The organism is Variovorax sp. EL159, assembly GCF_900100965.1.
Lineage (GTDB): Bacteria > Pseudomonadota > Gammaproteobacteria > Burkholderiales > Burkholderiaceae_C > Variovorax.
In genome coordinates, this window is record NZ_FMUJ01000003.1 from 437,464 (window position 1) to 459,937 (window position 22,474).

Genomic DNA, 22,474 nt, shown 5'->3' on the forward strand with positions numbered 1-22,474 from the left:
ATCACCTCATGCCCATCCAGCTCAAAGACCCGACCCTGCTGCGCCAGCAGGCCTTCATTGCCGGCGCCTGGGTGAACGCCGACGACGGCACCACCGTGGCCGTTACCAACCCCGCCAACGGCCAGCAGATCGGCACCGTGCCGATGTGCGGCACCGAAGAAACCGTGCGCGCCATCGCCGCCGCCGAGAAGGCGCAGAAAGCCTGGGCCAGGGTGCCGGCCAAGGAGCGTTCGACCATCCTGCGCAGGCTCAACGACCTGATGCTTGCGAATGTCGACAACCTCGCGCTCATCATGACCACCGAGCAGGGCAAGCCGATGGCCGAAAGCCGCGGCGAGATCGCTTATGCGGCCTCGTTCATCGAGTGGTTCGCCGAAGAGGCGCGCCGCGTGTATGGCGACACCATTCCCGCGCCGCAGGCCGACCGCCGCATCCTCGCGCTCAAGCAACCCGTGGGCGTGACGGCTGCGATCACGCCGTGGAACTTCCCGACTGCGATGCTCACGCGCAAGGCCGGCCCCGCGCTCGCCGCCGGGTGCGCGATGGTGGTCAAGCCCGCCACGCAAACACCGTTCTCGGCATTGGCCTTCGCCGAGCTGGCCGACCGCGCCGGCGTGCCGAAGGGCCTGCTGTCGGTGCTCACCGGCTCGGCCAGCAAGATCGGCGGCGAGATGACGCGCAGCCCCATCGTGCGCAAACTGACCTTCACCGGTTCGACCGAGGTCGGCCGCACGCTGATGAAGCAGTCGGCCGACACCATCAAGAAGCTGTCGCTGGAGCTGGGCGGCAACGCGCCCTTCATCGTGTTCGACGACGCCGACGTGGACGCGGCCGTCGAGGGCGCGATGGTCTCCAAGTACCGCAACACGGGCCAGACCTGCGTGTGCGCGAACCGCATCTATGTGCAGCGCGGCGTGCTCGAAGCCTTCACGCAGAAGCTGGTGGCGAAGGTCAATGCGCTGAAGGTCGGCGACGGCACTGAGGCCGGCGTCACGCAAGGGCCGCTGATCGACGGCAAGGCGGTCGAGAAGATCGAGGAGCATGTGGCCGATGCGGTGGCGAAGGGCGGCAAGGTGCTGGCTGGTGGCAAGCGGCATGCGCTGGGTGGGCTGTTCTATGAGCCGACGGTGATCGGTGGTGCGACGGCAGACATGCTGTTTGCGCGCGAAGAAACCTTCGGGCCGTTGGCGCCGATCTTTGCGTTCGACACCGAGGCCGAGGCCATCGCGGCGGCGAACGACACCGAGTTCGGGTTGGCCGCGTATTTCTACAGCCGAGACATCGGGCGGATCATGCGCGTGGCCGAGGCGCTGGAGTCGGGGATCGTGGGCGTGAACACGGGACTGGTTTCGACTGCTGAGGCACCGTTCGGTGGTGTCAAGCAATCGGGGCTGGGGCGCGAAGGGTCGAAGTACGGGCTCGATGACTTTCTCGAGGTGAAGTACGTTTGCCTTGCGGGGTTGGATCGCTGACGGGGCCTCTCTCGTTCGTGCGCTCCGGGCTTTTGTTCGGAGCTTCTTTTCGGGGCGCGTGCGGGTGACACCGGGTGGTCCCCTCTGCGAATGTCCCCCGGCCTGCGGCCTCCTCCTTTATTTCGCTGCGGGGACCACACGGTGCCATTCGCACTGGGCACGCTGCGGGTGTATCGCCGATCAACGACGGCTCTGGGCGCTTGCGTCGATACGGGACGCCCTAGAACAGCGACGCCATTCCGTTCGGCCGCGCATCCTCGATGGCGAGCATCTTCAGCTTGGTCAGCGCGCCGCCGCCCGCCGAGAAACCACCGGGCTTGTTGCCCGCTGCCAGCACGCGATGACAAGGCACCACGGGTGCGAACGGGTTGTGGCCCATGGCCTGCCCCACGGCTCGCGACAGGCTCTTGTCGCCCAGCTCTTCGGCGATCTCGCCATAGGTGCGCGTCTGCCCGGGCGGAATGCGTCGCGCGATCGCGTAGATCCGCTGGTGAAATTCCGACACGCCGCGCATGTCGAGTTCGATGTGGCCCAGGTCGTCGCGCTCGCCCTGCAGCAGGCCCTGGATCGCCACGATGGCGCGCTGTGCCGTCGCGTCGGGTGGCCCTTCCTGCAAATCCGGAAAGCGCCGCTTCATGCGCGCCCGCGTGGCCGGCTCGCCGTTGTCGGCGGGCAGTTGCACGCCGACCAGCCCCTGCGGACCCCATGCCAGGGCGCACATGCCGATGGACGTCTCGAACAAGGCAAAGCCGCTCATCACACCTCCCGCAACGAATGCTGGCGCGACGCCAGCACGGCCGCCGCCCACAGCGTGATCGACGAAGCCACGAGGCCCCGCGCCAACCCGCCGGGGCCGTCGGAAATCCAGCCCGTGACGGTCGGCCCGACGATCTGTCCAGCCGCAAAGACGATGGTGAACATGCTGATGCCCTGCACCCAGCGCGCAGGCGGCAGGTTGTGGCGCACCAGCGCGGTGGTCGATGCCACCACCGACAGGAACACTCCGCCGAACAGCACGCCCGACACCAGTGCCATCGGCGCCGAAGGGCTGAGCACCGGCAGCAGCGTGGCCACGCCGAGCAACCCGTTCAGCAGGGCCTGCGGCTGGCCGCCGTGGTAGCGGTCGAGCAGTCCGGCCCACAGGCGCGAAGAAGCCACACAGGCGACACCCAGCAAGGCATAGAACAGCGTGACGAAACCGGCGCTGGCGCCCTGCTCGCGCAGCAGCGCGATCACGAAGGTCATGTAGCCGATGTAGCCCATGCCGAAGAGCGCATAGCCGGCGAGCGCCCAGCCGAAGCGGTGCAGTGCGACCGGCGGTGCATTGGTGGTCGATGCGGCCGGCTGCGCGGTGTGCGCCGCCGGCTTGTCCGGCATGGCGCGGGCCGCCCAGGCCAGCAGGCAGGTGGCGGCCGCGCTCGCGATCGCCAACGCCCACCACGCCCAGGCCCAGCCATGCGGCACGTCGGCCGCCGCGCGCAGCACCTGCGGCACGAGCAACGCGGACAACGTGATGCCGAAGCCGGTGCCGCCGTAGTAGATGCCGAGCAGCAGGCCGCCCCGCGAAGACCCAGCCTCGCCGAGCCGCGCGGCCAGCAAGCCGCCCGCCACGAAGACCCAGGCGCTGGCGATGCCGGCCAGCAGGCGCTGCAGCAGCAAGGCCGGTGCGGCGGTCACGAAGCCGCTGCCGGCCATGAAGACACTCGCCAGCACCGCACCGACCAGCAGCAGCCGCGCCACGCCGAAGCGGCGCATCAGCATCGGCGTGATGAGCGCACCGATCAGGTAGCCCACCGCATTCGCCGTGTTCATGCCACCGGCCAGCGCATAGCTCCAGCCCAGGTCGGCGCGCATCGGCGGCAGCAGCAGCCCGTAGGCGAAGCGTGTGATGCCAAGCGACACGGCCGCGCCCATCGAGAGCGCGAATGCGAGTCGAAGCGTGGGCTGCGCCGGAAGGGCTGTGGAAGTGAGCGAGGTCGACATCGGAGCGATGGGGGCCGCCTATTTTGCGGCACCCTGCCCGATCGTGCTGGCGAGGGCTCCGCCCCTCAAGCCGCGCCGGCCGCCCGGTCGCTGCTGTTCAGCAGATGCCGCGCCAGCAGCACCGCCACGTGCACGGCTTCGCGCTGCGTGCCGTCGCCGATCTGGTGGCGGCAGCTGGTGCCATCGGCCACCACGGTCGCATCGGGCTTCGCGCGGATGGCGGGCAGCAGGCTGGCCTCGGCCATCTGCATCGACACGTCGAAGTGGCTCGCCTCGTAGCCGAAGCTGCCGGCCATGCCGCAGCATGAGCTTTCGATCAGCTCGGGCTGCGCGCCGGGAATCAGCTTCAGCACGTCCATCACCGGGCTGACCGCGCCGAACGCTTTCTGATGGCAATGGCCGTGCAGCAGGATCGGGCCGGTGGATGGCTTCAGTGCCAGTTCGAAGCGGCCGGCCTTGATCTCGCGTGCGATGAATTCCTCGAACAGCAGCGCCTGCCCGGCCACGGTATGGGCCTTGTCGCCGAAGCCCATGGCCAGTGTTTCATCGCGCAGCGTGAGCAGGCACGAAGGTTCGAGCCCGACGATGGGAATGCCCGCCTGCGCCAGCGGCAGCAGCGCATCGATCAATGCCTCGGCGCGCAGCTTGGCCTCTGCGACCATGCCGCTGGCCAGGAAGGTGCGGCCGCAACAGTGGTGGCCGCCCTGCTTCTCGACCGTGTGCAACACGTACCCCGCGGCTTCGAGAACGCGGGCTGCCGCGAAGGCATTCTCGCTCTCGAAGGTGCCATTGAAGGTGTCGACGAACAGCACGGCCGCCTTGCCGCCGCGTGCCGCGACCGACAGCGCCGTGGCCTTGTCCGCGAACAGCCCGGGCGCATCGCCCTTCGCACGCCAGAAGGTGTCGCTGCGCCATTCGGGCAGCGAACGCTTGGCCGAGAAGCCCAGCAGCTTTTCGCCGAGCCATGCAGCACCGGGGACGTTGTTGCGCAGGTTCAGCAGCCACGGCATGCGGCTGGCCTTGTGTGCGTAGTCGGGCATGTAGGCGACCAGCTTGTCTTTCAGCGTGTGGCCATGGCGCTTCTTGTAGTGGTCGAGAAACTCGACCTTCATCTTCGCCATGTCGACGCCGGTCGGGCAGTCGCGCTTGCAGCCCTTGCAGCCGACGCACAGGTCCATGGTCTCGTGCATGGCCTCGCTGGTGAAGGCGTCGGGGCCGAGCTGCCCCGACAGCGCAAGGCGCAAGGTGTTGGCACGGCCGCGCGTCAGGTGCTGTTCGTCGCGCGTCGCGCGGTAGCTGGGGCACATGGTGCCGGCATCGAACTTGCGGCAGTGGCCGTTGTTGTTGCACATCTCCACGGCCTTGGCGAGGCCGCCGGTGCTGTCGCCGCCGGTGCCGGGCGCGGTGGTCTCTTCGGTCACGGGGTCGGCATTGACGTTCCAGGCCGACCAGTCGAGCACCGGCTTCAGCTCGATGCGCCGATACGGCTTCGGCGCGGTGAGCGGCGCAAAGCGAAAGAGCGCGCCGTCGTCCATGCGCGGCGGGTCGATGATCTTGCCGGGGTTGAACAGGTTGGCCGGGTCGAGCTTCTGCTTGATGGCGCGAAAGGCCTCGTTGATGGCCGGACCGAACTGCCATTCGATCCACTCGCCGCGGCACAGGCCATCGCCATGCTCGCCGCTGAAGGCGCCCTTGTACTTGCGCACCAACGCGCTGGCCTCTTCGGCAATGGCGCGCATCTTTGCAGCACCGTCCACGCGCATGTCGAGAATGGGCCGCACATGCAGCGTGCCGACCGAGGCGTGCGCGTACCACGTGCCCCGGCTGCCGTACTTGGCGAACACTTCGGTCAGCGCGTCGGTGTATTCGGCCAGGTGCTCGAGCGGCACGGCGCAGTCTTCGATGAAGCTCACCGGCTTGCCGTCGCCCTTGAGGCTCATCATGATGTTGAGGCCGGCCTTGCGCACTTCCCACAGGTTCTTCTGGCGCGCGTCGTCGGGCATTTCGACCACGCTGCCAGGCAGGCCCAGGTCACCCATCAGCTCGACAAGCTGCTGGAGCTGCGGCAGCAATGCAGCCTTGTCGGCGCCCGAGAACTCCACCAGCAGGATGGCCGCCGGCCGGCCGATCAGCGCCGTCTCGACCGTGGGCTTGAACGCGGGGTTTGCCAGGCTCAGCTCGATCATGGTGCGGTCGACCAGCTCGACCGCCGTGGGCCCGAGCTTGACGATGTGCTGCGCCGCGTCCATGGCCGCATGAAAGGTCGGGAAGTTCACGATGCCCAGCACCTTGGCGCGCGGCAGCGGTGCGAGCTTGAGCTTCAGGCTCTTCGTATAAGCCAGCGTGCCTTCGGCGCCGATGAGAAGGTGCGCGAGGTTGACGCTGCCATCGGCGGTGTAGGGCCGCTCGCTCTGGTTGTCGAAGATGTCGAGGTTGTAGCCCGCCACGCGGCGCATCACCTTGGGCCAGTGCGCGGCGATCTGCTCGCGATGCTGCTGGGCCAGCCCGTGCACGAACTGCGCGATGCCGGCCGCGCGCGTGCCCAGCATCGCCTGCGGACCGAACTCGACCATCTCGCCACTCGACAGCCACGCGCTCGCACCCAGCACGTTGTGCACCATGTTGCCGTAGGCGATGGAGCGCGAGCCGCAGGAGTTGTTGCCCGCCATGCCGCCCAGCGTGGCCTGCGCGCTGGTCGACACATCGACCGGATACCAGAGCCCGTGCGGCTTGAGCTGCGCGTTCAGGTGGTCGAGCACCAGACCGGGTTCGACCGTGGCGGTGCCTTCTTCGACGTTCACGTCGAGCACGCGCCGGAAGTGTTTGCTGTTGTCGATGACCAGCGCCGCGCCCGTGGTCTGGCCGCACTGGCTGGTGCCGCCGCCGCGTGCCAGCACCGGCACCTTCAGGTCGCGTGCGATGTCGATGGCGGTGGCAATGTCGCGCTCGTTCGTCGGCACGAAGGCGCCCACGGGCGTGATCTGGTAGATCGACGCATCGGTGGCGTAGCGCCCGCGCGAGCCGTCGTCGAACAGCACCTCGCCCTGTGTGTCGGCACGCAGCCGGCGCGCGAGCAGTTCGCAGGTGTCGTTGGGCGGAAGAACGGTTCCGGCTGGCTGCATGTGGCTGGCGGGGTCGATGCGCATGGTGTGTGTGAGGTCAGCTCGCTTTGTTCTGGGCCTGGGGGTAGATCTCGCCGGCGCGCAGCAGCTCCAGCACGGTGTCGCGCTTGCGCAGCACGTGCGCCGTGAGCACCTTGCGCATGGCCGCCGCATCGCGCGCGGCCAGCGCCTCGATCATCTGTTCGTGCTCTTCGACCGCGTGCTTCCACTTGGTCTCGTTCTGGTTGGTGCGAAAACGCAGTGACTGCACGCGCGCATTGATCGAGCGGTAGGTGTTCGACAACACCGGGTTGCCCGCGGCCTCGTTGATGGCGGTGTGGATGCGCGCGTTGATGCGGTAGTAGCCCGACAGGTCGCGCCGCGAGAAGCAGGCCATCATTTCGTAGTGCAGCGCGCGCACCTCGGCCAGTTCTTCGTCGGTGATGCGCTTGGCTGCCAGCTCGCCCGACATGCCTTCGAGCATGGCCAGCACCTCGAAGGTGTTGAGCACGTCGGCCTCGGTGAGCTTGACCGCCACCGCGCCGCGGTTGGGCAGCAGGTCGACCAGCCCTTCGGCCGCCAGCAGCTTGATGGCCTCGCGAAGCGGCGTGCGCGACACGTGCATCTGCAGGCACAGCTCGCGTTCGTTGAGCTTGGCGCCGGGTGCGATGTGCCCTTCGACCAGCAAGGTGCGCAGGCGCGAAGCCACCTGGTCGTGCAGTGCGAGGCGCGAGATTTCGATGATGTCTGCTGTCATGGTTTGTGTCCCTTGAATGCATTTTGAATGCAAAAAAATGGCACCACAAGCCTTTGACTTAAGGGTAAACCATCAAACAAAAATGCATTTTGAATGCAAAACTGAATGCGAAAGGAACGTCCATGCTGCAACTCGACATCCATCCCACCGGCCGCCATTTCCTCCAGATTCCCGGCCCCAGCCCGGTGCCTGATCGCATCCTGCGGGCCATGAGCCTGCCCACCATCGACCACCGCGGGCCCGAGTTCGGCACGCTCGGCCTGAAGGTGCTCGGCGGCATCAAGGAGATCTTCAAGACGAAGCATCCCGTCGCGATCTACCCTGCTTCGGGCACGGGCGCATGGGAGGCCGCGCTCGCCAACACGCTGAGCCCCGGCGACCACGTGCTGATGTACGAGACCGGCCACTTCGCCTCGCTGTGGCAGAAGATGGCCACGCGCCTGGGCCTGTCGACCGAATTCCTCGCCGCGGGTGGCACCGACGAGCACCTGCCCAACGCGCCGAGCTGGCGCCGTGGCGTGCAGGCCGAACTCATCGAGGCGCGCCTGCGCAAGGACACCGAAAAGAAGATCAAGGCCGTGTGCGTGGTGCACAACGAGACCTCCACCGGCGTCACCTCCGACATCGCCTCGGTGCGCAAGGCCATCGATGCAACAGGCCACCCCGCCCTGCTGATGGTCGACAGCATCTCGGGCCTGGCGAGCGCCGATTTCCGCCACGACGAATGGGGCGTGGACGTGACCATCAGCGGCTCGCAGAAGGGCCTGATGCTGCCGCCCGGCATCAGCTTCAACGCGCTCTCGCCACGCGCGCTCGAAGTCTCGAAGACCGCGAAGCTGCCGCGCGCCTTCTGGGCCTGGGACGAGATCGTCGAGATGAACAAGGACGGCTACTGGCCCTACACGCCCAACACCAACCTGCTCTATGGCCTGTCGGAATCGCTCGACATGATCCTCGGCGAAGGGCTGGACAACGTGTTCGCGCGGCACCAGCGCTGGGGCGCCGGCGTGCGCGCCGCCGTCAACGCATGGGGCCTGCCGATCCAGTGCGCCGACCCGGCCGTGTACTCGCCCGTGCTCACCGGCGTGATCACGCCCGTGGGCGTCGACGCCGACGCGCTGCGCCGCCTGATTCACCAGCGCTTCGACCTGTCGCTGGGCACGGGCCTGGGCAAGCTCAAGGGCCGCATGTTCCGCATGGGCCACCTGGGCGACAGCAACGACCTGACGCTGGTGGCGATGGTCGCGGGTGTCGAGATGGGCATGAAGCTCGCGGGCATCAAGCTGGCCGGCAGCGGCGTGCACGCAGCCATGGACCATTTCGCGAGCCATGCCGCGCCTGTGGCGGCCTTGCAGAAGGCTGCCTAGGCACCGCCGGCGCATACAAGCAAACACGCGCGCACGCGCAAGCACGCACACCGGCCGCATCGCGTCGCTCGAACGACGCGGCGGCCCACCTGCCGGGCCTTCAGGCCCGGCACGCATCGGACCCCAACACCACGGAGACAAAGATGATGCAAAGACGTTCCCTCATTCAAGCCGCGGGCGCGGCCGCCGCCACCCTGGGCGTGCCGCGCCTTTTCGCGCAGGAGTGGCCCTCCGGGCCGGTGCGCATCGTGGTGGGCTTTCCACCGGGCGGCGGCACCGATGCGCTGGCGCGCGTGGTCGCGCAGAAGCTCACGCTCATGTGGGGCCAGCAGGTCATCGTCGAGAACAAGGCCGGCGTGGCGGGCGTGCTCGCGGCCGACTACGTGTCGCAGCAGCCCAGCGACGGCAGCACCTTGCTGATGGCCCACATCAACAGCCATGCGCTCGCGCCCAGCCTGCAGCCCAAGCTGCGCTACAACGTGGAGCGCGACTTCGTGCCGATCGTGCTGGTGGGCGTCACGCCGAACCTGCTGATCGCGGGGCCTTCGCAGAAGGCGCTGACAGTGAAGGACATCGTGGCCGCCTGCAAGGACGCGCCCGGCACCGTGAGCTTCGGCTCGGCCGGCGCCGGCTCCGCGCAGCATCTGGCGCTGGAAATGTTCAAGCTGCAGGGCGGCATCGACGCTTTGCACGTGCCCTACAAGGGCAGCGGCCCGTTGCTGGCCGACCTGATGGGCGGGCAGATCCAGTACAGCTTCGAGACCATGACGGCCGCCACGCCGCATGTGAAGAACGGCCGCGTGCTGGCCGTCGCGCAGACGCGCACCAAGCGCGCGAAAGGCCACCCGAACGTGCCGACGATGCAGGAACAGGGCTTCCAGGGTTTCGAGGCCACCACGTGGTACGGGCTGGCCGGCCCCGGCAAGCTGCCGCCGGCGATTGCACAGAAGGTCAATCGCGACGTGAACACGGTGCTGGCGATGCCCGATGTGCAGGAGCGGCTCGACACCTATGGAGCCGAAGACGGCGGCGGTTCGCAGGACAAGTTCAAGCAGTTCATCAACACCGAGATTGCCAAGTGGGCGAAGGTGGTGAAGGATGGGAAGGTGCACGTCGAGACCTGAATGCTGCTGTTCGGGGCGCGCTCACGCCGACACGGCACTCCTTTTCACGAATGTCCCCCGGCCTGCGGCCTCCTCCTTTATTTCGCGAAAAGGAGCGCCGTATCGACGCGAGCGCCCAGAGCGGTCGTTGATCGGCGATACACCGGCAGCGTGCCCGGTGTCATTCGCACATGCCCCGAAAAGCCTCGAACAACCATCCTCGCAAACTGAGAAGATCCGACAGATGACCCCTTCACAGACAGCCCTCACAGACGCCCTGGTCGCCGCGCGCCGCGGCAACCGCACCCTCGACGCCACGCCCTGGACCGACACGCTCGGCAACGACACCCAGGCCTACGAAGTGCAGGACGCCGTCGCCGCCGCACTCGGCTGGTTCGGCGCAACCGCCCTGCCCCGCACCTGGAAATCCGGTGGCGGCTCGCGCAGCGCAACGCTCACGCATGCGCCGCTGCCACCCGCCGGCGTGCGGCAAAGCCCCGCCGACTTCAGCGACCTCGTGTTCCACACACCCGGCATCGAAGCCGAGATCGCGCTGCGGCTCGGCAGCGATGTCACGCCCGCGCAGGCCGCCAAGCTCGACCACCCCGATGCCGCATCGCTCATCGACGCCATGGCCGTCTCGGTCGAGATCGTCGATGCGCGCTGGCAAGACCTGCCCACCACGCCCGCCCTGCTCCGCCTGGCCGACTCGCAAGTGCACGGCGCCCTGGTGCTTGGCGAATGGCGCCCCTACGCCGCCGTCGACTGGGCCTCGCAACGCTGCGAGACCAAGGTCGGCCATGCAGACACCGTGGTGCGTGTCGGCACGCACCCGCTGTCCGACCCGGCGTGGCTGCTGCCGATCTGGCTGCGCCACCTCACGCGCCACGGCCAGACCGTGCCGGCCGGTACCGTCGTCACCACGGGCTCGTGGGTCGGCGTGCTGCCCTGCCGCCGCGGCGATCAGGTGACGGCGGAATTCCCCGGCATCGGCGCGGTGCGCTTGAGCGTGTAGCGCCCTCCACCCACGCCCGAACAGGCCACCAGGAAGTCGAGCACCGCGCGCACCCGCGCCGGCAGCGTGCCGGCCTTGCCGATGTACACCGCGTGGATCGGCTCGATCTCGCCGGGGTTGAACTCCTCGAGCAGGGGCACCAGCCGCCCCGCGTCGATGTCGTGCTGCACGTGGTACAGCGACAGCCGCGCCACGCCCGCGCCCGCAATGGCCAGGTGCCGCAGCGTTTCGCCGTCGGCTGCGCGCACCGGGCCGACCACCGGCAGCGCGATCATCCGGCCGTCGATGCGCAGCGGCCAGTCGGGCGCGTTGCGCCGGTAGGTCCAGCCCAGGCGGTTGTGCGCTTCCAGCTCTTGCGGCGTGCGCGGCGTGCCGTACTTCGCCAGATAGGCCGGTGCGGCCACGATGGCCTGGCTGGTTTCACCGAGCCGCCGTGCCACCAGGTCGGACGACGGCAACTGGCCCCAGCGGATCGCGATGTCGGCGCGCTCGTCCATCAGGTCGACGATGCGGTCCGTGAGCGCAATGTCGAGCGTGATCTCCGGATGCATCTCGAGCAGGCGCGGCACCAGCGGCACCAGCTTGTGCTGCCCGAAAGACACGCTGGCGTTGATGCTCACGCGCCCGCGTGGCGCGGCACCGGCGGCCGCGCAGCGCTCGGCCTCGTCCATGTCGGCCAGCACGCGGGTGCTGCGCTCGTAGAACTGCGTGCCTTCGGGCGTGAGCTGCAGCTTGCGCGTGGAGCGGTGCACGAGCTGGATGCCCAGCCGCAGTTCGAGCCGCGCGACCAGCTTGCTCACGGCCGAAGGCGTCATGCCCAGCAGGCGCGCCGCCGCCGAGAAGCCGCCCGATTCGACCACCTGCACGAAGGCTTCCATTTCGCCGGAGCGGTTGACGTCGATGCGGGGCATACGCTCTTTCTGTGAGTTCAACTCACAAGTGCTTGTCTTGGCGGCATTCTAGTCATCGAAGACGAATGTCCGCACAGTACATGGCATCATGCCCATCGCTCTTCTTGCCCTCACCGCCGGTGCCTTCGGAATAGGCACCACCGAGTTCGTCATCATGGGCCTGCTGATGCAGGTCTCGACGGATCTTCACGTCACCATCACGGCCGCCGGCCTGCTGATCTCGGGCTATGCGCTCGGGGTCGCGGTCGGTGCTCCCGTGCTCACCATCGCCACGCGCAAGCTGCCGCGCAAGACCGTGCTGCTCGCGCTGATGGCGATCTTCACGCTCGGCAACCTCGCCTGTGCGCTGGCGCCCAACTACGAAATGCTGATGGCCGCGCGCGTGATCACCTCGCTGGCGCACGGCACCTTCTTCGGCGTCGGCTCGGTGGTGGCCACCGGCCTCGTGGCGCCGGAGCGCCGCGCCTCGGCCATCGCGATCATGTTCACCGGCCTGACCGCCGCCACGCTGCTCGGCGTGCCGGCCGGCGCCTGGCTGGGCCTGCAACTGGGCTGGCGCTCGACCTTCTGGGCGGTGACGCTGATCGGCGTGCTGGCCTTCGTGGTGCTCGCGGCCTTCGTGCCCCGCATGAAGGGGGAAGTCAAGCCTGCACCGCTGCGCGAAGAGCTGGCCGTGCTGGCCCGCCCGCAGGTGCTGCTGGGCCTCGCGATGACGGTGCTCGGGTTTGCCGGCGTGTTCGTGGTCTACACCTACATCCAACCCTTGCTGACGCAGATCACCGGCCTGTCGGAGTCGGCCGTGTCGCCGATCCTGTTGGTGTTCGGTGGTGGCCTGGCCATCGGCAACATCCTCGGCGGCAAGCTGGCCGACCGTTCGGTGATGCCTGCCGTGCTCGGCACGCTGGTGGCATTGGCCGTGGTGCTCGGCGCGATGCAGTTCACCATCGGCACGCCGTTCACGGCGGTGGTCTTCGTCGGCCTGCTCGGTGTGGCTTCGTTCGCCACCGTGGCACCGATGCAGCTGCGGGTACTTGAAAAGGCCTCGGGCGCCGGCCAGAACCTCGCGTCGAGCCTCAACATCGCGGCCTTCAACCTGGGCAATGCGCTCGGCGCCTGGGTCGGCGGCGTGGTGATCGACCACGGCCCGGGGCTGCATGCGCTGGGCTGGGTGGCGGCATTGCTGACACTCGTGGGCCTGGGCATCGCGCTGTGGAGCCGCTCGCTCGACAAGCACGAGGCGCGTGCCTCGCTGGGCGATTGCGCCTCGGCGCAGGCCTGAAGCGCCCGCCGCCGGCGCGAGCCTGTTCATTCGTTGGTGCGCCGGTGCCCGTGCAAGTCGGGCACCGGCGCCATCGCGTGATAGAACTTCGCCATGACCACCCCGACCACAATGCCCGTGCCAGAAAAGAAAGACCGCCTGGAAGCCTGGCACGACGGCTCCGCCATCTGCCTCATTGCCGTGGGCGCGCACGGTGATCCGCTCGACCTGGGCGAAGGCGACGTCAGGCGCCTGATCGAACAGCTCGAAGGCTGCCTGCGGCAAGACCGCAAGGCGCCGGAGAACGCGGCACGTGCGCACATCGCCGTGCGCCCGGCCGTTGCGGCAGATGCGCGCACGCTCGCGGCGCTGGCGATCCAGGTCTGGCTCGACACCTACGCCACGGACGGCATGAATGACCTGCTCGCAAGCCATGTGCTCGGCGAGTTCACGCCGGCGAAATTCGCCGCATCGATCGAAGACGCCGGCGCCTGCCTGCTCGTTGCGGAAATCGACAGGCACCTCGTCGGCTATGCGCTGGTGCGCTTCGGTGTCGCCCAGCCGCTAGTGGCTTCAACCGATACGGAGCTTTGCACGCTCTATGTCCAGGAGCCCTTTACCGGATGCGGCGTCGGCTCGGCGCTGCTTCGCGAGGTGCGTGCCGCAGTCCGGGAGCGCACGGGCATCGAAGCGCTGTGGCTCTCGGTCAACGTCAGGAATCGGCGGGCTTGCGACTTCTACGAAAAGCACGGCCTGGTCGAGAAAGGCCGCACCCATTTCATTCTTGGCGAGGGGCGCCACGAGAACCATGTGCTCGCATTGATCCCTGGAGACAGCCGCGCGGAGCTTCCGCCGGTGCCCTGAACTGAACCGCGCCGGCCGCAGCCGGCCTCAATGCCTCTCGGTGGCCGGATCGGCCTGCACCACCCGCATGAAGAACTCGAACCGGTTGCGCCCCTGCGCCTTGGCGTTGTAGAGCGCCGCATCGGCCCGCGCCAGCAGCTCTGCAGCGGTGACGGACGAATCGGCAGCCCGGAGAAACGCAATGCCGACGCTGGTCGTGACCTCGATGCGCTGCCCATCGACCTCGAACGCCGGTGCGTTGATCCGCGCCACGATCTTTTCGGCAACGCCGGCCACGGCCTCCGGCGTGCTCGGGTTCTCGAGCACCAGCACGAACTCGTCGCCCGCGAGCCGGGCCACCATGTCGGTGCCGCGCACGCAACCCAGGAGCCGCCGCGCGTATTCGACCAGCACGGCATCGCCCACCGCATGGCCCCGCGTGTCGTTGATGCGCTTGAAGTGGTCGATGTCCAGGAACATCAACGCCAGCGCGTGGCCCGTGCGCCGCCCGCGCAGCACCGCGTCGGGCAGGTATTCGTTGAAGGCCAGCCGGTTCGGCAGGCCGGTGAGCGTGTCGAGCCGCGCCAACTCGATGAGCTTGTGCTCCACCACCTTCAGCGCGGTGATGTCCAGCGCGAGCGAAAAGATGCCATGCGTCACGCCATCGGCGCGGGTGTCGGGCACGTAGATCACCTGCGTGATGCGCTCGAACCCCTTGCGCTGGGTGCGCGCCTCGAACTCCACCCGCTCGCCCGCCAGGGCCCGCGCGATCATGGCCTTGCGCGAGATATACACGTCGGCGCCCGCCACGTCCTGCACGTGGCGCCCCAGCACCTGCGACGGATCGAGCCCCAGCCACTCGCGGCTGGTGGCGTTGGCGAAGGTGATCTTTTCCTCGCGGTCGATGTAGGTGATCAGCGCCGGCATGCTGTTGGTGATGGTGCGCAGGCGCAGCTCGCTCTCGGCCTGGTGCAGCTCGGCCTCTTTCAGCGCCGTGATGTTGAAGGTCATGAGATAGAACCCCAGCACCTCGCCCTGCAGGTTCTTGTCGGGAATCAGGTTGACCTGGAAGTAGCCTTCCTTGCCATGCATCGGCGCGTGCACCGGAAAGCGCACCTTCTGGCCGCTGAACATCATCGGAAGGTAGGGCTCGTGCTGCGCGTACATCGCGTCGCCCAGCGCCGAGCGCAACGTCAGGCCCTGCAGCGAGCCGTCGCCCACGCCCGCCATCTGCCGCGCCCGGCTGTTGCCGTACAGGCAGTTCTGGTCGCGGTCGAAGTAGCCGACCAGCGCCGGGATGCTGTCGGTCACGTCGCGCACCCGCTTCTCCTGCTCGGTCAGGGCCTTGCGGATGTTGACTTCTTCGGTGATGTCGAAGGTCATCGAGAACACGCCCTGCACCACGCCGTCGGCGTCGATGTCGGGGATGTAGTGGGCCTTGAAGGTGCGGTTGCCGATGCCCAGCGACGGGTCGCCGGTCTTCTCGAGGATGACGGTCTCGCCGGCCAGCGCGCGCCGGAAATGCGGCTCGACGGTGGCGAAGTCTTTCGCGCCGCGAACCTCGGGCATCGACCGCCCGACCAGCTGCGCGTTCTTGTGCAGCGTCCTCACGTGCGCATTGACGAAGGTGTAGTGCAGCGACGCGTCCACGTGCGACACCATCGCGGGGATGTTGTCGGCGATGGTCCGCACCTGTGCCTCGCTGTGCGCCAGGCTGACTTCGCTGGCGCGCCGCTGCGCCATCAGTTCGTCGAAGGTTCGCGAGAGGTCGCCGATCTCGTCCTGCGCGTAGGTGCGCGGCGCCACCACTTCCGAAGGCGCGTCCTGGGCGAACTGCATGTGACGGTGCAGATCGTCCAGCGGCCGCAGCTGACGCCGCACCACGCCCAGCGCCAGCGCGCCCGCCGATAGCGCGAGCAGCAAAGCCCCAAGCCAGGCACCGCGCTCGATGGCATCCAGCCGCGCGAAGGCCTCGGCGCGCGGGTACATGGCCCCGACGATCCAGTTCGTCTGCTCGGTGCGGTCGAAGGCATAGAGGCCGGGCACGCCGCCCTCGTCGATGCCCTCGCTCGCGCCCTCGAAACCGGCCATCGCGCGGATGACTTCCGGCGCACCGCCACCTTCCGCCCGGATGTGGTTCAGGATGCGCGAGGCATGCGGGTGATCGACCACGATGCCGTCGGTGGTCGTGATGAACAGGTAGCCGGTCTTGCCGAACCGGACATCGGCCAGCTTGCCCAGGATGCTGCGGTCTTTCAGATTGATGGCACCGGAGATCACGAACCGCACCTGCCCCGCGCTGTCGAGCACCGGCTCGGTGATGGCGACTTGCGCCAACCCGTTCAGGCGGTTGCGGTACGGCTGCGAGATGACGCCAGCCTTCGAGGCCACCGTCTGCTGGAAGTACGCGCGGTCTTTGAGGTTGACGCTGCCGATCTGCTGCGCGCCGTTCTGGTTGGCCACCAGATTGCCGTCGGTGTCGATGAAGGCCACGTTGTCGAAGGCCTGCTTCAGCGCGGGGTGCTTTTCCAGGAATTCCTGCAGCGGTGCGGCGTTTTCGAAGCCCTGCGTTTCCACGCTGTCGCCAAAGGTCTGCAGCAATATCCGGCGGCTGCTGAACTTCTGGTCGATGGCGTCCGCGATGGCCGATACGCGCGCCACCTGCTCGTCCGCGATCGACGCGCGCATGCGGCTCTTGACCAGATGCAGCGCGACGGTGGCAATGGCGAAGGTGGCCGTCAGCACGACCGCCGCGACGCCCAGGCTCAGGCGCGTGTGCAAGCCGATGCGGAATTTCGAGGGAGCCGATGGATTCATCGATGTCGTTGAAGCGGCCGGGCCGCCATCTTCTCCGATTTCGTCGTCAAGGTCCGTCTGAATATACGAGCTTGCGATCGGTGTCTGCACCGGCCTTGCATGCCGCCGTGCCGGCAAGCTCGTCGACGAGGCGATCGACGGCGGCTTCGGCCTTGCGCATCGACTGCGCCAGTTGCTCGCCGCCGAATTCGTCCGACTCCACCGCCGCCTCGAAGACGTCGGTGATGCCGATGTAGCCGAGCGCCGAGCGCACGCTGTTCTCGGTGTGGTTGAGGTGCGCGATGCGCCCGCCCGGGTCGTAGCCGTGGTCGCCGCGCGCGCCCAGCAGCACCGCGCGCTTGCCCGCCTCCGCCAGCAACGGCCAGTAAGGCACGGCGCCGCGCGAACGGTCGAAGCCGAAGGTGCGGCCCACGCGCACGATGTTGTCGATCCAGGCCTTGAACTGCGCGGGCGCGCTGAAGTTGTACATCGGCAGGCCGACCACGACCACGTCGGCGGCGATGAGCTGGTCGACCAGCCGGTCGCTCTCGGCGAGCACGTCGGCCATCCACGGCTCGCGCGCGGCCGGCGGCGTGAAGGCCGCGTGAATCCAGCGGCCGTTGACGTGCGCGGGCGGTTGTTGCCCGACGTCGAGGTAGTCGATGCGGTCGTCCGGCCGCGCCTTGTGCCAGCGCTCGACGAAGCGCGCGGAAAGCCGGCGCGTGTGCGAGCCGTGTGCGTCGGTGTCGGAACGGCCCGGACGGGCGCTGGCGTCGATGTGAAGAAGGTTCAAAGTCATGAGCGTCTTGATGAGTGAGTTGATCTGTTCTGTGCCGCGCTGTCAGAATGACTGCGCAGGCCTTGAATCTAGAGACGCTTCGAGGCATTCACAAACGATCATTTCTCCTCTCATGAACGAGATTGACTCATCTGCCCGGCAACCCCGCCGATTGCCGCCACTGCTGGCGCTGCGCGCCTTCGAGGCCGCGGCGGCGCACCTGAGCTTTCAGCGCGCGGCACTCGAGCTGTCGGTCACGCCATCGGCCATCAGCCACCAGGTGCGTGCGCTCGAAGACACGCTGGGCCAGCCGCTGTTTCGCCGCCTCACGCGGCAGCTCGCACTGACGCCCGTGGGCCAGCGGCTGTTCGACGACCTGCGCACGGGCTTCGACGTGCTCGAAGCCGGTGTCGACAAATTGCGCCGCCCTGCGGCATCGCAGGCCGTCACGCTGACCACCAACACCGCGTTCGCCGCGCGATGGGTGCTGCCGCGCATGGCGGCCTTTCGCGAAGCCTGCCCCGGCATCGAGCTGCGGCTGCATGCGAGCGACACGTCGGTCGACCTTGCGCGCGGCGATGCCGACATCGCGGTGCGCATGGGCGGCGGCAACTGGCCCGGCCTCGTGTCGCGCGAGCTGATGTCCGAACGCTACGCGCCGCTGTGCAGCCCGATGCTGGGCCTGCGGCGCACAGCCGATCTGCCGAAGCACCAGTTGATCCATTGCGACTGGCAGCCGCAGGCAACGGCGCCGGCCGTCTGGCCGCGCTGGTTTCGCGAGGCCGGCATCGCACCGCCAAGAGGACGGGCGATGAAGGCCTCGGGTCTGTCTTTTTCAGACGAGACGCATGCGATGCTCGCCGCGCTCGGCGGACACGGCGTGGCATTGCTGAGCCTCACGCTCGCGGCCGAGGAAGTGCGAAGCGGCGCGCTGGTGCAACCCTTCGGGCCCGCGCTTGAGACGGGCAGCTACTTCCTGGCCACCGCGAACGGACGCGAGAACGAGCCCGCGATTCGCGCCGTGTGGGATTGGATTGCCACGCAGGCTGCGGCACCCGAGGCACGCAACGTCTGATGTGCACTGGCAGGCCGCACCGGCCCCTCGAAAAAAGCGCACGCGAAAAAGCCTCCCGAAGGAGGCTTGGCCGCAAGTCCGTTGGACCGGAGCGCCCGGTGCGTCAGCGCGTCGTCTTGCTCAAGAGCGTCGGCACGACATACCCGTCGCGGTACACGGCTTCGATGGTGCCGTCCACGGCATCGGCGGAATGCGCCGCCACGAATTTTTCGTCCCCCTGCCGGTAGACCACGATGGTGCAGGCCGAGCGCTTGCTGAGAATGCGGGCAACGCCTGTGGCCTGGCGCAGGGTCGGGTACGTCTCCATGGAGATCCTTGTCTGTCTTGTTGTTCCGCGGGTGGCAGTATGGAAGTGCGCGAGAGGGTCCGAGCATTTTTCAGGCCCGGACCTATAACCTTTGGATTACAACAAATACGAGACCGGCTTGCCACCTTTTTGCAGCGGCTCAGGCCGCCGCGCCAAGGTGCTCGTAGAGGATGAGAAAGCCGATCCCGATCAGCACCACCCCACCGACGATCTCCGCGCGCTTGCCGACTACCGCGCCCACCACGCGCCCGATCATCACGCCGATGGTCACCATGGCCATGGTGGCCAGGCCGATGGCCAGCGCGGTCCAGGCGATGTTCACGTTGATGAAGGCCAGGCCCACGCCCACAGCCATGGCATCGATGCTGGTGGCAAAGCCGGTGATGGCCAGCGTCCAGAAGGAATTGCGGCTGGGCTTGTCTTCCACCGCATCGGGCGCGCCGAAGCCTGCCCAGATCATTCGCAGGCCCAACACGCTGAGCAGCGTGACCGCGATCCAGTGGTCCCACTGGGCGACGTAGCTGGCGGCGGCCAGGCCGGCCGCCCAGCCGATGACAGGCGTCAAGGCCTCGATGACGCCGAAGATGAGGCCCGTGCGCAAGGCCTCGCGCCAGGAAGGTTTGCGAAGCGCCGCGCCTTTGCCGACGGCAGCGGCGAAGGCATCCGTCGACATGGCGAATGCAAGAAGAATCGTGGAAGCGATGTTCATGGTTGGAAGTAGCAAGAAAGGCCGGTTCAAGACGCCGCGGCACACGAACCCGCCGGCCAATGCCGTGTTCATGCACCACTGGTCTCGCCAACCTGTCGGTTGCTCACGCCACGGTTCGCAAGGTGCGAATCGAGTATGTTGACGTGAGCGCTTCCGAAGTCCGGAAGCCGGCTACTCCCCAAGGGAGCGGCGATTCTAAGGGCCCACCCGCAACGCCCCGCCCTGTTGCCCCCGGACGCCGAGGGGTTCCTGGCTTGCGCTCCTCCGCTTGCTCAGGGCTGTTTTCCGTACTGCGCGTCGCTGACTTTTTCCATCCAGTCGACCGCCTTGCCGTTCTCCTGTTCGGTGATCGCGATGTGCGTCATGGCCGTGGTGGGCGATGCGCCATGCCAGTGCTTCTGGCCCGCCGGAATCCAGACCACGTCGCCCGGACGGATCTCCTGCACCGGGTCGCCCCAGCGCTGGACCAGGCCGAAGCCCGCGGTGACGATCAGCGTTTGTCCGATCGGGTGCGTGTGCCATGCGGTGCGCGCGCCGGGCTCGAAGGTCACATAGGCACCGGTCGTGCGCGCGGGCGCCTTCGGCTGCAGAAAGAGCGGATCGACCCGCACGGTGCCGGTGAAATAGTCGGTCGGCCCCTTGGCCGACGCCTGCGAACCGTTGCGCGCGATCTGCAGGCCGTCGTTGTCGGGCTGCGCCAGCGCGGACGCGGCCATGGAAAGGGAAACGGCGGTCAGTGCGATGGATTTCATCGGGTGGTTGTGTGAAGAAGAAAAAGAAAAAGCGCGGACGGCGATGTCATGCAGCCAGCGAAGGCATGTGGCCGATGAGCTTGTCGAGCGTGACCGGGTAGTTGCGCACCCGCATGCCGGTCGCGTTGTAGACCGCGTTCGCCACGGCCGCGCCGACGCCGCACAGGCCCAGCTCGCCGATGCCCTTGGCCTTCATGGGCGACGACATGACGTCCGTTTCGTCCAGGAAGATCACGTCCTGGTGCGGGATGTCCGCGTGCACCGGCACTTCGTAGCCGGCCAGGTCGTGGTTGACGAAAAAGCCCAGCCGCGTATCGACCGCCAGCTCTTCCATCAAGGCCGCGCCCACGCCCATCGTCATGGCGCCAATCACCTGGCTGCGCGCCGACTTGGGGTTGAGGATGCGGCCCGCCGCGCACACGGCGAGCATCCGGCGCACGCGCACCTCGGCGGTGAAGGCGTCCACCGCGACTTCGACGAAGTGCGCGCCGAAGGTCGATTGCTGGTACCTGGTCGTGAGGTCGCCGTATTCGATGGTGTCTTCGACCACGATGCCACCCTCGCCGGCCACCGATGCGAGCGACAGGCTGCGCCCGCCGGCACGCACCATGCCATCAGAGAAGGTCGCGGTGGCCGCGTCGAGCCCGGCGCGCTGCGACACGGTGTCGCGCAGCTTGACGCAGGCGGCATACACGCCGGCCGTCGCGCTGTTGCCGCCCCACTGCCCGCCCGACCCTGAAGACACGGGAAAGGACGAATCGCCAAGCCGCACCACCACGCGGTCGATCGGCACGCCCATCATTTCCGCAGCAGTCTGCGCGATGACGGTGTAGCTGCCGGTGCCGATGTCGGTCATGTCGGTTTCCACCGTCACCACGCCGCGCCCATCGAGCCGCACGCGCGCACCCGACTTCATGACCTGGTTGTTGCGAAAGGCCGCGGCCAGGCCCGTGCCGATCCACCAGCGGCCCTCGCGCCGCTGCGCGGGTTGGGCGCTTCGCTGCGCCCAGCCGAAACGCTGTGCGCCGGTGCGCAGGCACTCGATGAGCCGGCGCTCCGAAAAGCGGCGGTTCGGATTCGCAGGGTCGACCTGGGTGTCGTTCAGCACGCGGAATTCGACCGGGTCCATGCCGAGCTTTTCGGCCATTTCGTCGATGGCAATTTCCAGTGCCATCAACCCCGGCGCCTCGCCCGGCGCGCGCATCGCATTGCCTTCGGGCAGGTCGAGCAGCGCCAGCCGCGTGCCGGTCAGGCGGTTTTCTCCAGCGTAGAGCAACTGCGTCTGCTGCACCGCGTTCTCGGGCTTGCCGCCGACGAGGTTGCCCGACCAGCTCTCGTGCGCGATGGCCGTGATGCGCCCCTGCCGCGTGGTGCCGATGCGCACGCGCTGGATGGTTGCCGGCCGGTGCACGGTGTTGTTGGCCACCAGCGGCCGCTGCAGCGTCACCTTCACCGGTCGCTGCGCGATACGCGCGCCGAGGGCGGCCAGCACGGTGTCGGCACGCAGGAACAGCTTCGCGCCGAAGCCCCCGCCGACGAACGGCGACACGAGACGGACGTTGTCTTTTGCAATGCCGAGCGTCGTCGCGAGGTCGGAGCGGGTCCAGTCGATCATCTGGTTCGATGTCCAGACCGTGAGCTTGTCGCCATGCCACACGGCAGTCGAAGCGTGCGGCTCCATCATCGCGTGCGAGTGGTCGGGCGTGGTGTAGGTCTGGTCGAGCCGCACTTCGGCCTTGCCGAACGCACCTGCGAAATCGCCGACGGTGCTGTTGCGGTCGGTGGTGCGCCGCTCGGTCGAGTCTTTCGCATCGGCCAGATCGAAGGCGCCGTCTGCCCGGACGTACTCGACGCGCAGCAACTGCGCGGCCGCCCTCGCCTGCTCGAAGCTTTCCGCGACGACAAGCGCGATGGCCTGGTGGTAGTGCTCGATCATCGGGCCGCCGAGCAGCCTCGCGGTATTGAGGCGGCCTTTGTCGAGCTTGCCGGCGTTCTCGGCGGTGACGATGGCGATCACGCCGGGCGCGGCCTTCGCGCGGCTCGCATCGATGGACGCGATGCGGCCCTTGGCGATCGCCGAGCCGACGACATAGCCGTAGGCCGCGTCGGGCGCCACATCGTGACGCTCGTAGGCATAGGGCGCCGTGCCCGTGGTCTTGAGCTTGCCGTCGATGCGATCGAGCGGCTGGCCGATCACCTTGAGCTGGTCGATCGGGTTGGTGGTCGCGGGTGTGTCGAATTTCATCG

At 67.8% G+C, this 22,474-nt stretch carries 18 protein-coding genes and 1 riboswitch; of the genes, 7 read left to right on the forward strand and 11 right to left on the reverse strand.

The annotated features are described in order from the left end of the window. Positions 1-8: 8 nt before the first annotated feature. Positions 9-1,472, forward strand: a complete 1,464-nt coding sequence (locus tag BLQ28_RS14090) for an NAD-dependent succinate-semialdehyde dehydrogenase (RefSeq protein ID WP_093240224.1) — start codon at positions 9-11, stop codon at positions 1,470-1,472. 220 nt (positions 1,473-1,692) lie between these two features. Here BLQ28_RS14090 and BLQ28_RS14095 read toward each other — a convergent pair whose 3' ends face one another. From BLQ28_RS14095 to BLQ28_RS14110, 4 genes are all read right to left on the reverse strand, one after another. Next, positions 1,693-2,229, reverse strand: a complete 537-nt coding sequence (locus BLQ28_RS14095; protein WP_093240226.1) for a methylated-DNA--[protein]-cysteine S-methyltransferase — start codon at positions 2,227-2,229, stop codon at positions 1,693-1,695. Then, positions 2,229-3,455, reverse strand: coding sequence for a YbfB/YjiJ family MFS transporter (locus tag BLQ28_RS14100; protein ID WP_093240229.1), 1,227 nt, complete (start codon positions 3,453-3,455; stop codon positions 2,229-2,231). Before BLQ28_RS14100 ends, BLQ28_RS14095 begins: the two co-directional genes overlap by 1 nt. Positions 3,456-3,520: 65 nt before the next feature. Then, positions 3,521-6,601, reverse strand: coding sequence for an FAD-binding and (Fe-S)-binding domain-containing protein (locus BLQ28_RS14105; RefSeq protein ID WP_093240232.1), 3,081 nt, complete (start codon positions 6,599-6,601; stop codon positions 3,521-3,523). A gap of 13 nt (positions 6,602-6,614) precedes the next feature. Beyond that, complete coding sequence (locus BLQ28_RS14110; RefSeq protein WP_093240234.1) at positions 6,615-7,313, reverse strand: GntR family transcriptional regulator; 699 nt, start codon at positions 7,311-7,313, stop codon at positions 6,615-6,617. Positions 7,314-7,435: 122 nt separating this feature from the next. Here BLQ28_RS14110 and BLQ28_RS14115 point away from each other — a divergent pair, with 122 nt between their 5' ends. The 3 genes from BLQ28_RS14115 to BLQ28_RS14125 all read left to right on the forward strand — a co-directional run bounded on the left by BLQ28_RS14115 (position 7,436) and on the right by BLQ28_RS14125 (position 10,798). Then, a complete protein-coding gene (locus BLQ28_RS14115) occupies positions 7,436-8,680 on the forward strand; it encodes a pyridoxal-phosphate-dependent aminotransferase family protein (RefSeq protein WP_093240237.1) in 1,245 nt (414 codons plus the stop codon). A 146-nt stretch (positions 8,681-8,826) separates the two neighbouring features. After that, positions 8,827-9,804 carry a Bug family tripartite tricarboxylate transporter substrate binding protein gene (locus tag BLQ28_RS14120; RefSeq protein ID WP_176801119.1) on the forward strand — a complete coding sequence of 326 codons (978 nt, stop codon included), beginning with the start codon at positions 8,827-8,829 and terminating at the stop codon, positions 9,802-9,804. Between the two features lie 223 nt (positions 9,805-10,027). Continuing rightward, positions 10,028-10,798 (forward strand): fumarylacetoacetate hydrolase family protein, encoded by a 771-nt coding sequence (locus BLQ28_RS14125; protein ID WP_093240242.1) that lies wholly within the window; start codon positions 10,028-10,030, stop codon positions 10,796-10,798. Here BLQ28_RS14125 and BLQ28_RS14130 read toward each other — a convergent pair. Then, positions 10,747-11,709 carry a LysR family transcriptional regulator gene (locus BLQ28_RS14130; protein ID WP_093240244.1) on the reverse strand — a complete coding sequence of 321 codons (963 nt, stop codon included), beginning with the start codon at positions 11,707-11,709 and terminating at the stop codon, positions 10,747-10,749. The two genes, BLQ28_RS14125 and BLQ28_RS14130, sit on opposite strands and share 52 nt — an antisense overlap. An 88-nt stretch (positions 11,710-11,797) precedes the next feature. On the opposite strand from BLQ28_RS14130, the gene BLQ28_RS14135 reads away from it, so the two are divergent. Then, positions 11,798-12,988 (forward strand): MFS transporter, encoded by a 1,191-nt coding sequence (locus BLQ28_RS14135; protein WP_093240247.1) that lies wholly within the window; start codon positions 11,798-11,800, stop codon positions 12,986-12,988. Between the two features lie 93 nt (positions 12,989-13,081). Beyond that, complete coding sequence (locus BLQ28_RS33275; protein WP_256327292.1) at positions 13,082-13,831, forward strand: GNAT family N-acetyltransferase; 750 nt, start codon at positions 13,082-13,084, stop codon at positions 13,829-13,831. Positions 13,832-13,858: 27 nt separating this feature from the next. Here BLQ28_RS33275 and BLQ28_RS14145 read toward each other — a convergent pair whose 3' ends face one another. Both BLQ28_RS14145 and BLQ28_RS14150 read right to left on the reverse strand, forming a co-directional pair. Then, positions 13,859-16,627: a sensor domain-containing diguanylate cyclase gene (locus BLQ28_RS14145; protein WP_093240250.1), complete on the reverse strand. Its 2,769-nt coding sequence runs from the start codon at positions 16,625-16,627 to the stop codon at positions 13,859-13,861. 46 nt (positions 16,628-16,673) lie between these two features. After that, positions 16,674-17,405: an FMN-dependent NADH-azoreductase gene (locus tag BLQ28_RS14150; RefSeq protein WP_093240252.1), complete on the reverse strand. Its 732-nt coding sequence runs from the start codon at positions 17,403-17,405 to the stop codon at positions 16,674-16,676. 112 nt (positions 17,406-17,517) lie between these two features. On the opposite strand from BLQ28_RS14150, the gene BLQ28_RS14155 reads away from it, so the two are divergent. After that, entirely contained in the window at positions 17,518-18,459 is a 942-nt protein-coding gene (locus BLQ28_RS14155) for a LysR substrate-binding domain-containing protein (RefSeq protein WP_093240256.1), read from the forward strand. Positions 18,460-18,562: 103 nt separating this feature from the next. On the opposite strand, the gene BLQ28_RS14160 is transcribed toward BLQ28_RS14155, so the two are convergent. The 4 genes from BLQ28_RS14160 to paoC all read right to left on the reverse strand — a co-directional run bounded on the left by BLQ28_RS14160 (position 18,563) and on the right by paoC (position 22,472). Continuing rightward, positions 18,563-18,766, reverse strand: coding sequence for a hypothetical protein (locus BLQ28_RS14160; RefSeq protein ID WP_093240259.1), 204 nt, complete (start codon positions 18,764-18,766; stop codon positions 18,563-18,565). 139 nt (positions 18,767-18,905) lie between these two features. After that, positions 18,906-19,475, reverse strand: coding sequence for a manganese efflux pump MntP (gene mntP, locus BLQ28_RS14165; protein WP_093240262.1), 570 nt, complete (start codon positions 19,473-19,475; stop codon positions 18,906-18,908). A gap of 6 nt (positions 19,476-19,481) precedes the next feature. Beyond that, positions 19,482-19,660: riboswitch (yybP-ykoY riboswitch) on the reverse strand. Between the two features lie 87 nt (positions 19,661-19,747). Next, positions 19,748-20,227 carry a (R)-mandelonitrile lyase gene (locus tag BLQ28_RS14170; protein WP_093240265.1) on the reverse strand — a complete coding sequence of 160 codons (480 nt, stop codon included), beginning with the start codon at positions 20,225-20,227 and terminating at the stop codon, positions 19,748-19,750. Positions 20,228-20,273: 46 nt separating this feature from the next. Then, positions 20,274-22,472: an aldehyde oxidoreductase molybdenum-binding subunit PaoC gene (gene paoC / locus BLQ28_RS14175; RefSeq protein WP_093240268.1), complete on the reverse strand. Its 2,199-nt coding sequence runs from the start codon at positions 22,470-22,472 to the stop codon at positions 20,274-20,276. Positions 22,473-22,474: the final 2 nt, after the last annotated feature.